Here is a 6,836-nt window from a genome sequence, read left to right as displayed (position 1 = left end):
CGCCGCCGCTCGCGCCCACCCACCCCCCACCGCTGTGGTGATAGAAATACAAATTTGCCGAGCTGTTGTCTCTCTTCCGACCATGACACCACATCCACACCCCCCCCTTCAGCAGCTTCAGCCGACCGAGATCGCGAGCTGGTGCAGGCCGGGGCCCTCGGCGGTCACCGAGGCCTCGCCGTTGCCGGTCCGGTGCAGCGCGCGGACGGTCCAGTCGCCCGGCGCGGCGTAGAAGCGGAAGTCACCGTCGGCGGAGGAAACCACCTCGCCGGTGAAGTCGCCGCCACCGTCCAGCAGCCGGACGAACGCGCCGCCGACGGGACCGGAAGCCCCGGTCACCTTGCCGGCGAGGACGACCTGGCCGTTCGTGTCGAAGTCAGCGGGCGTGGCCACCTGGGCCGGGGCGCCGCAACCGTCATCTGCCATTACTTCGCTCCCAACTCGACCGGCACGCCCACCAGCGAGCCGTATTCCGTCCACGAACCGTCGTAGTTCTTCACGCCCTGGTAGCCCAGCAGCTCGCGGAGGGCGAACCAGGCGATCGACGAGCGCTCGCCGATCCGGCAGTACGCGATGGTCTCCTTCGCGGGGTCGAGACCCTCGTCGGCGTACAGCTCCTTGATCTCTTCCTCGGTCTTGAAGGTGCCGTCCTCGTTGGCGACCTTCGCCCACGGCACGTTCAGCGCGCCGGGGATGTGGCCGGGGACCTGGGACTGCTCCTGCGGCAGGTGCGCCGGTGCGAGCAGCTTGCCGGAGTACTCGTCGGGCGAACGCACGTCGACGAAGTTCTTCGAGCCGATGGACTGGACGACCTCGTCGCGGAACGCACGCAGCGACAGGTCCTGGTCCTTGGCCTTGTACGAGGTCGGCTCGCGCTTGACGTCGTCGGAGTTCAGCTCGCGCCCGTCGAGCTCCCACTTCTTGCGCCCGCCGTCCAGCAGCTGGACGTTCTCGTGCCCGTACAGCTTGAAGTACCAGTACGCGTACGCGGCGAACCAGTTGTTGTTGCCGCCGTAGAGGATCACGCGGTCGTCGTTCGAGATGCCCTTCTCGGACAGGAGCTTCTCGAAGCCCGCCTTGTCGACGAAGTCGCGGCGCACCCCGTCCTGGAGGTCCTTGCGCCAGTCGAACTTCACCGCGCCGCGGATGTGCCCCGCGTCGTAGGCGGTGGTGTCCTCGTCGACCTCGACGAACACGACGCCGGGGGTGTCCAGGTTCTCCTCGGCCCACTGGGTGGTGACCAGGACGTCTTCACGGCTCATGGAGCTGACTCTCTTTCTGGGTTTCGTACGGGCTGGGGCGGGAGTTTCTACGACGCGCGGGCGGCGGGGGTGAAACGCTTGATGAGCAGGTACATCTCGCAGCCGAGGCAGAAGTTGAACGCGGCGTTGAGGAACGCGGCGAACAACGCGAACGCCGTCGCGATGATGCCGAGCAGGTCGACGCCGGTCGCGAAGCCGATCGTGCCGACCAGTGCGAACACGAAGCCGACGGCCTGGGCGAAGCGCAGCGGCGCCGCGTCCTCCCGTTCGGTCGCCGGGCCGAGGCGCGGGGCGACGAGTGCGCGGTAGAGGATCGAGTACGGCGCGGGTTTGAGCCCGATGAACGCGCCGATCGCGAACACGATCGTCTGCAGCGCGAGCAGCGGCCACCACTGGGTGACGAGCACGACGGCGAGCACGATCGTGGTCAGGATGGCGGCGAACCGCGGTCCCCGCGGGTCGACAGCCGGTCCGGCGGACATGGGATCCTCCTGCTTGGCGAGGCGGAATTGCGTGCGGACGGCACGGCTTCAGCGGTGTTCCGGCAGGCCCAGCACGGGGTCGTGCGTCAGCCCATACCGGCGAAACGCGGACACAGGCTGCTGCGCACGCGGCACAGATCCACTGCGCGGCGTTGCGTCAAGAGCGGGGTGGGCAGCCTGTTCACGGGTGCGAGGGTACCCAGTGCTCCCTCAGAGTGGGAACACCGTTCATACCGTGGGACGACTCCCGGATATTGAGACCGAGGCGTCCTACGGAGTGGTCGCGCCCAGGTGGGGGCGCAGGGCGTCGAGCAGTTCCTCGCCGCGCGGGACGCCGCCGACCCGCAGGAGTTCACGGCCGTCCGGGGTCATCGCGAGCGTCGTCGGGGTGCGCAGGACGGACAGTGCCTGCGCCACCTCCGGCTGGTCGGTGACGTCGAGGTCGACGTGGGTGAGGCCGCCGGTCTTCTCGGCGAGCGAGGACAGCAGCACGCGGGTGTGGCGGCAGGGCGCGCAGAACGTCGTCGAGATCTGCACCAGCGTCACGGCCGCCGCCGGGTCGAGCACCTTGGTCACGGCCTCGGGCAGCGGCCGCGTTTCGGCCGGGCGGGGTGCGCGGACCCGGCCGTTGCGCGCGCGCAGGCCAAGGCCCACAGCGGCGGCTACGACCAGCGTGCCCAGCAGCACCCACAACCCGGCCATCGCTCACTCCTTCGCGGACAGCTGCGCGAACGAGACGTCGTTCGCCTTGCCCTTGATCGTCACCGATCCGCTGTCGACCCGGACGGAGGTCGGCGTGACCGACAGCGGCAGGCTCGCCGTGCTGATCGACGCACGGAAGTTCGGCAGCAGTGCCTTCTGCACAGCAGCCGGAACGATCGTCGTCTCCTTGTCATTCCCGAACTGCAGCCGGGTCGGGACGATGCTGATCTCCTTGCCGTGCAGTTCGATCATCGCGAAGCAGAAGATCTCGACCTTCTGGCCGGCGATCTGGACGTTGCCCGACAGGCGCACGCCCGCGGTCGGGCTGTCCTGGCTCTCGCTGTCGGTCGGTGTCGTCGTGGTGGTGGTCGGCGTCGTGCTCTTGCCCGATTCACCGCCGTTGCGGACGTAGTCCTCGGTGGACTGCTCGATGCGCAGGTTTTCGACCTTGTCCAGCGGGGCGTTACGCGCGAGGTCGGCGGCCTTGATGGTGACCGCCGCGGTCAGGTCGCCGATCTTGATCGACTTGGTGTTGCCTGACGTGAGGTCCGACAGCGGCGCCGTCACGTTCTTCAGGTCGGCGTTGACGGCGACGTCGCGCAGTTTGTCGCCGACCGGCAGCCCGGCGGCCGACAGGGTGATGTGACTGTAGTCACCGGAGAGCGCCTGCGTGAGGAACGGGAAACCGTGGATGGACACCGACGGGTCGTCGGTCAGGCTGAGCTGTGCGCGGGCCTTCTGCGAGATCGTGTGCTCGGCGAACGCCGCGGCCCCGAAATCGGCGCCGACCAGCAGGAGTATCAGGATCCCGAGTGCGATGACCCACCGCCGGATCCGCCGTCCGCGGCGCCCGTTGTCCGGGCGTGGGGCAGGGCGTCCGGGGGCCGTCGTGGGCCTGTTCACCATCGCGTCCGTTCTCCTCTGTTGTCCGGGCTCGTGGCCCCGTCCCCGTCTTTGAGCAGGTGTGATCGATCCAGCAAGGGGAGGTGTTCCGGCCGTTCACCCGCTATTCTCACTCAGCACCGACCGAAGCCACGTTCGAGGCGACGATTTGTGAAGGCGGTGCGGCTCATGAGCCTGGACCTTCTGGTACTCACCGCGGAGGCCGACGCCACCGCGGTGCTGCCCGCGCTGGACCTGCTTCCCCACACCGTACGCGTCCGCGCCCCCGAGGTGACGGCCCTGCTCGACGCGGGCCATCGCGACGTCATCCTTCTCGACGCGCGCAGCGACCTGGCCTCGGCGAAGAGCCTGTGCAGACTGCTGAAGGGCGCCGGTGAGGACGAGGCCACCACCCCGATCATCGCCGTCGTCGGCGAGGGCGGGCTGGTCGCGGTCAGCGCGGAATGGCGGACCGACGACATCCTCCTGCCCACCGCGGGCCCGGCCGAGGTCGACGCCCGGCTGCGGCTGGTGACCACGCGCGACGGCAACAGCGGCCAGGTCGAGGCCGAACTGCGCGTCGGCGACCTCGTCATCGACGAGGCGACCTACACCGCGCGCCTGCGTCGCCGGACGCTCGAGCTGACCTACAAGGAGTTCGAGCTGCTCAAGTACCTCGCGCAGCACGCCGGCCGGGTGTTCACCCGCGCGCAGCTGCTGCAGGAGGTCTGGGGTTACGACTTCTTCGGTGGCACCCGCACGGTCGACGTCCACGTCCGGCGGCTGCGCGCCAAGCTCGGCCCCGAGCACGAGCAGATGATCGGCACCGTGCGCAACGTGGGCTACAAGTTCGAGCGGCCCGCCAAAAGCGTGACGCCGAAGCCCGCCCCGGCTCCGGCCCCCGCGCCCGAGGTGCCCCTCCCCGCCGACCTCTCCACCCACTAGCCGGGGACGGCATTTCGGCGAGAGTTCAGTGGGAGCCATGGAGCTGTCTGGGTGGAGTGAAGAGCGGGACGACGCCGCGGTGCGGGAGATCCTGCTGGCGGCGAAGGAGGCCGACGGGCGGCCCGAGGTCTCCGCGGATGGATCGCTGCCGCGGGAGTTCGAGGGCGGGGAACACCTGCTCGCCCGCATCGACGGCATGCCCGTCGGGTACGTCCACCTCGACACCGACGGCGATGCGCACGGTCGTCAGGTCGCCGAGCTGATCGTCCATCCCGCGCATCGCCGCCATGGTTACGGCCTCGCGCTGGCGCAAGAGGTCAAGAAGCACGCCGCCGAGGGCTTCCGCGTGTGGGCCCACGGTGACCACCCCGGCGCAGCGAAGATCGCCGAGCGGCTGGGACTCGGGCGGACCCGCGAGCTGCTCATCCTGCACGCCGACGTCGTGAAGGCCGACTGGCCCGAGCCGACGCTCCGCGACGGCGTCAAGCTGCGGACGTTCGTCCCCGGCGACGACGAGGATGCGCTGGTCGCGGTCAACGCCCGCGCCTTCGACTGGCACCCCGAGCAGGGCGCGCTCACCGCCGACGAGGTCCGTGCCGAGGAGAAACAGCCGTGGTTCGACGCGGACGGCTTCTTCCTCGCCGAGAACGAAGCCGCCGAGATCATCGGCTTCCATTGGACGAAGGTGCACGAGCCGGTGCCGGGCCGCTTCGGCGGCGAGCCGGTCGGCGAGGTGTACGTCGTCGGCGTCGATCCTGGGGCGCAGGGCGGCGGGCTCGGGAAGGCACTCACGCTGGCCGGACTGCGGTACCTCGCGGCGCGCGGACTGCGTCAGGTGATCTTGTACGTCGAGGGTGACAACGCCCCGGCGCTCGCGGTCTACACGAAGCTCGGGTTCACGCGCTTCGAGACCGACGTCCAGTACGGACTGTGAACAGCAAGAACGCTTTGCGATTAATCCATTACGAAGAGCGGACGCCCAGGTCACGGCTGTGACACGGCACTCACACGGACTAGTAGCACTGCTCACATCGGCGGCGTTGTTCACTTTTCGTTCACCTGGAAAGGACCGCCTGTCCACCGGGGCTGCCTAATGTCCGGATCCGGCGCGGGCGCACCGGCCCGCCGGTTCCGCAAGACTCCTAGTGGAGGAAATGCAGTGAAGATCATGCGGCCCCTGGGTGCGATCGGCATCGTGGCGAGCGCCGCTCTCGTGCTCACCGCGTGTGGTTCCGACCCCGCGGCGAACAAGAGCGGCTCGAACTCGGCTTCGGCGCCTGCCGCCACCGGAACCGCCCAGGTCGACTGCGGCGGGAAGAGCCCGCTGTCCGGTGAGGGCTCGACGGCGCAGGACAAGGCCGTCGAGATCTTCAAGCAGCAGTACGGCAAGAAGTGCTCCGGCCAGCAGGTCAACTACACCGCCAGCGGCTCGGGCGCCGGTGTCAAGCAGTTCAACGCCAACCAGGTCGACTTCGGTGGTTCGGACTCCCCGGTCACCGGCGCCGACGCCGAGGCCGCGCAGAAGCGTTGCGGTGGCGAGGCGTGGAACATCCCGCTCGTGGTCGGGCCGGTCGCGGTCGCCTACAACCTCAAGGGCGTCGACAAGCTGACCCTGACCCCGACGGTCATCGCCAAGATCTTCAACGGTGGCATCAAGAACTGGAACGACCCGGCCATCAAGGCCATCAAGGGCAACGAGAGCCTGAACCTGCCGGACAAGCCTATCCAGGTCGTTTCCCGCTCCGAGGAGTCGGGCACCACCGACAACTTCCAGAAGTACCTCGGCGCGGCCGCCAAGGACGTCTGGAAGCAGGGCGCCGGCAAGACCTTCAAGGGCGGCGTCGGCAACGGGGCGCAGGGCTCGAACGGTGTCGCCACCGCGGTCAAGGCAGGCGACGGCGCCATCACCTACGTCGAGGGCGCGTTCGCCAAGGACGGGCTCACCCCGGCCCTGATCGACAGCGGCTCCGGCGGCGTCGAGCTGAACGCGGCGAACGTGGCGAAGTCGCTGGACGCCGCCAAGTTCCTCAAGGAGGGCAGCAACGACCTCGCGCTCGACCTGAACGCGATCTACGCCAGCAACACCCCGGGTGCCTACCCGCTGCTGCTGACCACCTACGAGATCGTCTGCTCGAAGTACGCGGACGCCAACGTCGCGAAGGCCGTCAAGGCGTTCCTGACCGTGTCGGCCACCGACGGGCAGAAGCCGCTGTCGGAGAAGGGCTACGTGCCGATCCCGCAGAGCCTGCAGGACAAGGTGCTTACCGCCGCCAAGGCGATCGCCTGATCACGGCCGCCGTGCCCGGTGTGACTACTAGACACAGGCTGGACTACCGTGCCGTTCGTTACCAATCCGACCGCAGCCACGGCGGAAATGGGTATCTACGAGCCAGTCGGCTGCGGACCGTGTCCGCCTACTTTCGGTCGGATTGGTAAAACAGTCGATGAGTGACTCGTCTTCGACGCGAACGCCCACCCGTTTAGCCGCTGGGGGGTACTGCTGCCACCCACCCCCACCCGATGTACCCGATTAGGTGATAAAACCCCCCCCCGCCCTAGATCC

Annotated in this window: 8 protein-coding genes; 3 read left to right on the top strand and 5 right to left on the bottom strand. The window is 68.5% G+C overall.

What is annotated here, in order from left to right; genetic code table 11:
• Window positions 1-117: 117 nt before the first annotated feature.
• The 5 genes from ACFWY9_RS03395 to ACFWY9_RS03375 all read right to left on the bottom strand — a co-directional run bounded on the left by ACFWY9_RS03395 (window position 118) and on the right by ACFWY9_RS03375 (window position 3,352).
• Window positions 118-426 carry a DUF1416 domain-containing protein gene (locus tag ACFWY9_RS03395; protein WP_378326968.1) on the bottom strand — a complete coding sequence of 103 codons (309 nt, stop codon included), beginning with the start codon at window positions 424-426 and terminating at the stop codon, window positions 118-120.
• Window positions 426-1,262, bottom strand: a complete 837-nt coding sequence (locus ACFWY9_RS03390; protein WP_378326967.1) for a sulfurtransferase — start codon at window positions 1,260-1,262, stop codon at window positions 426-428. The genes ACFWY9_RS03395 and ACFWY9_RS03390 overlap by 1 nt, the downstream gene beginning before the upstream one ends.
• A gap of 47 nt (window positions 1,263-1,309) precedes the next feature.
• Window positions 1,310-1,744 (bottom strand): DUF4395 domain-containing protein, encoded by a 435-nt coding sequence (locus ACFWY9_RS03385; RefSeq protein ID WP_378326966.1) that lies wholly within the window; start codon window positions 1,742-1,744, stop codon window positions 1,310-1,312.
• Between the two features lie 270 nt (window positions 1,745-2,014).
• Entirely contained in the window at window positions 2,015-2,446 is a 432-nt protein-coding gene (locus ACFWY9_RS03380; RefSeq protein WP_378338033.1) for a TlpA family protein disulfide reductase, read from the bottom strand.
• Between the two features lie 3 nt (window positions 2,447-2,449).
• The gene (locus ACFWY9_RS03375; RefSeq protein ID WP_378326964.1) at window positions 2,450-3,352 is read right to left on the bottom strand and encodes a DUF2993 domain-containing protein; all 903 of its coding nucleotides are present in this window, start codon (window positions 3,350-3,352) and stop codon (window positions 2,450-2,452) included.
• 165 nt (window positions 3,353-3,517) lie between these two features.
• On the opposite strand from ACFWY9_RS03375, the gene ACFWY9_RS03370 reads away from it, so the two are divergent.
• The 3 genes from ACFWY9_RS03370 to pstS all read left to right on the top strand — a co-directional run bounded on the left by ACFWY9_RS03370 (window position 3,518) and on the right by pstS (window position 6,560).
• Window positions 3,518-4,273, top strand: coding sequence for a winged-helix domain-containing protein (locus tag ACFWY9_RS03370; protein ID WP_378326963.1), 756 nt, complete (start codon window positions 3,518-3,520; stop codon window positions 4,271-4,273).
• 37 nt (window positions 4,274-4,310) lie between these two features.
• Window positions 4,311-5,207 carry a mycothiol synthase gene (mshD, locus tag ACFWY9_RS03365; RefSeq protein WP_378338032.1) on the top strand — a complete coding sequence of 299 codons (897 nt, stop codon included), beginning with the start codon at window positions 4,311-4,313 and terminating at the stop codon, window positions 5,205-5,207.
• A gap of 225 nt (window positions 5,208-5,432) precedes the next feature.
• Window positions 5,433-6,560, top strand: a complete 1,128-nt coding sequence (gene pstS / locus ACFWY9_RS03360; RefSeq protein WP_378326961.1) for a phosphate ABC transporter substrate-binding protein PstS — start codon at window positions 5,433-5,435, stop codon at window positions 6,558-6,560.
• Window positions 6,561-6,836: the final 276 nt, after the last annotated feature.

Origin of the sequence: Amycolatopsis sp. NPDC059027 (genome assembly GCF_042739735.1) — a bacterium.
Lineage (GTDB): Bacteria > Actinomycetota > Actinomycetes > Mycobacteriales > Pseudonocardiaceae > Amycolatopsis.
The sequence above is the reverse complement of the archived record's forward strand: the minus strand, read 5'-3'. Positions and strand labels throughout refer to the sequence as shown.

Excerpts from the sequence above, each read along its gene's own strand:
- ACFWY9_RS03395 (WP_378326968.1), bottom strand. The coding sequence starts at position 426 with ATGGCAGATGACGGTTGCGGCGCCCCGGCCCAGGTGGCCACGCCCGCT.
- ACFWY9_RS03390 (WP_378326967.1), bottom strand. The coding sequence starts at position 1,262 with ATGAGCCGTGAAGACGTCCTGGTCACCACCCAGTGGGCCGAGGAGAAC.
- ACFWY9_RS03385 (WP_378326966.1), bottom strand. The coding sequence starts at position 1,744 with ATGTCCGCCGGACCGGCTGTCGACCCGCGGGGACCGCGGTTCGCCGCC.
- ACFWY9_RS03380 (WP_378338033.1), bottom strand. The coding sequence starts at position 2,446 with ATGGCCGGGTTGTGGGTGCTGCTGGGCACGCTGGTCGTAGCCGCCGCT.
- ACFWY9_RS03375 (WP_378326964.1), bottom strand. The coding sequence starts at position 3,352 with ATGGTGAACAGGCCCACGACGGCCCCCGGACGCCCTGCCCCACGCCCG.
- ACFWY9_RS03370 (WP_378326963.1), top strand. The coding sequence starts at position 3,518 with ATGAGCCTGGACCTTCTGGTACTCACCGCGGAGGCCGACGCCACCGCG.
- mshD (WP_378338032.1), top strand. The coding sequence starts at position 4,311 with ATGGAGCTGTCTGGGTGGAGTGAAGAGCGGGACGACGCCGCGGTGCGG.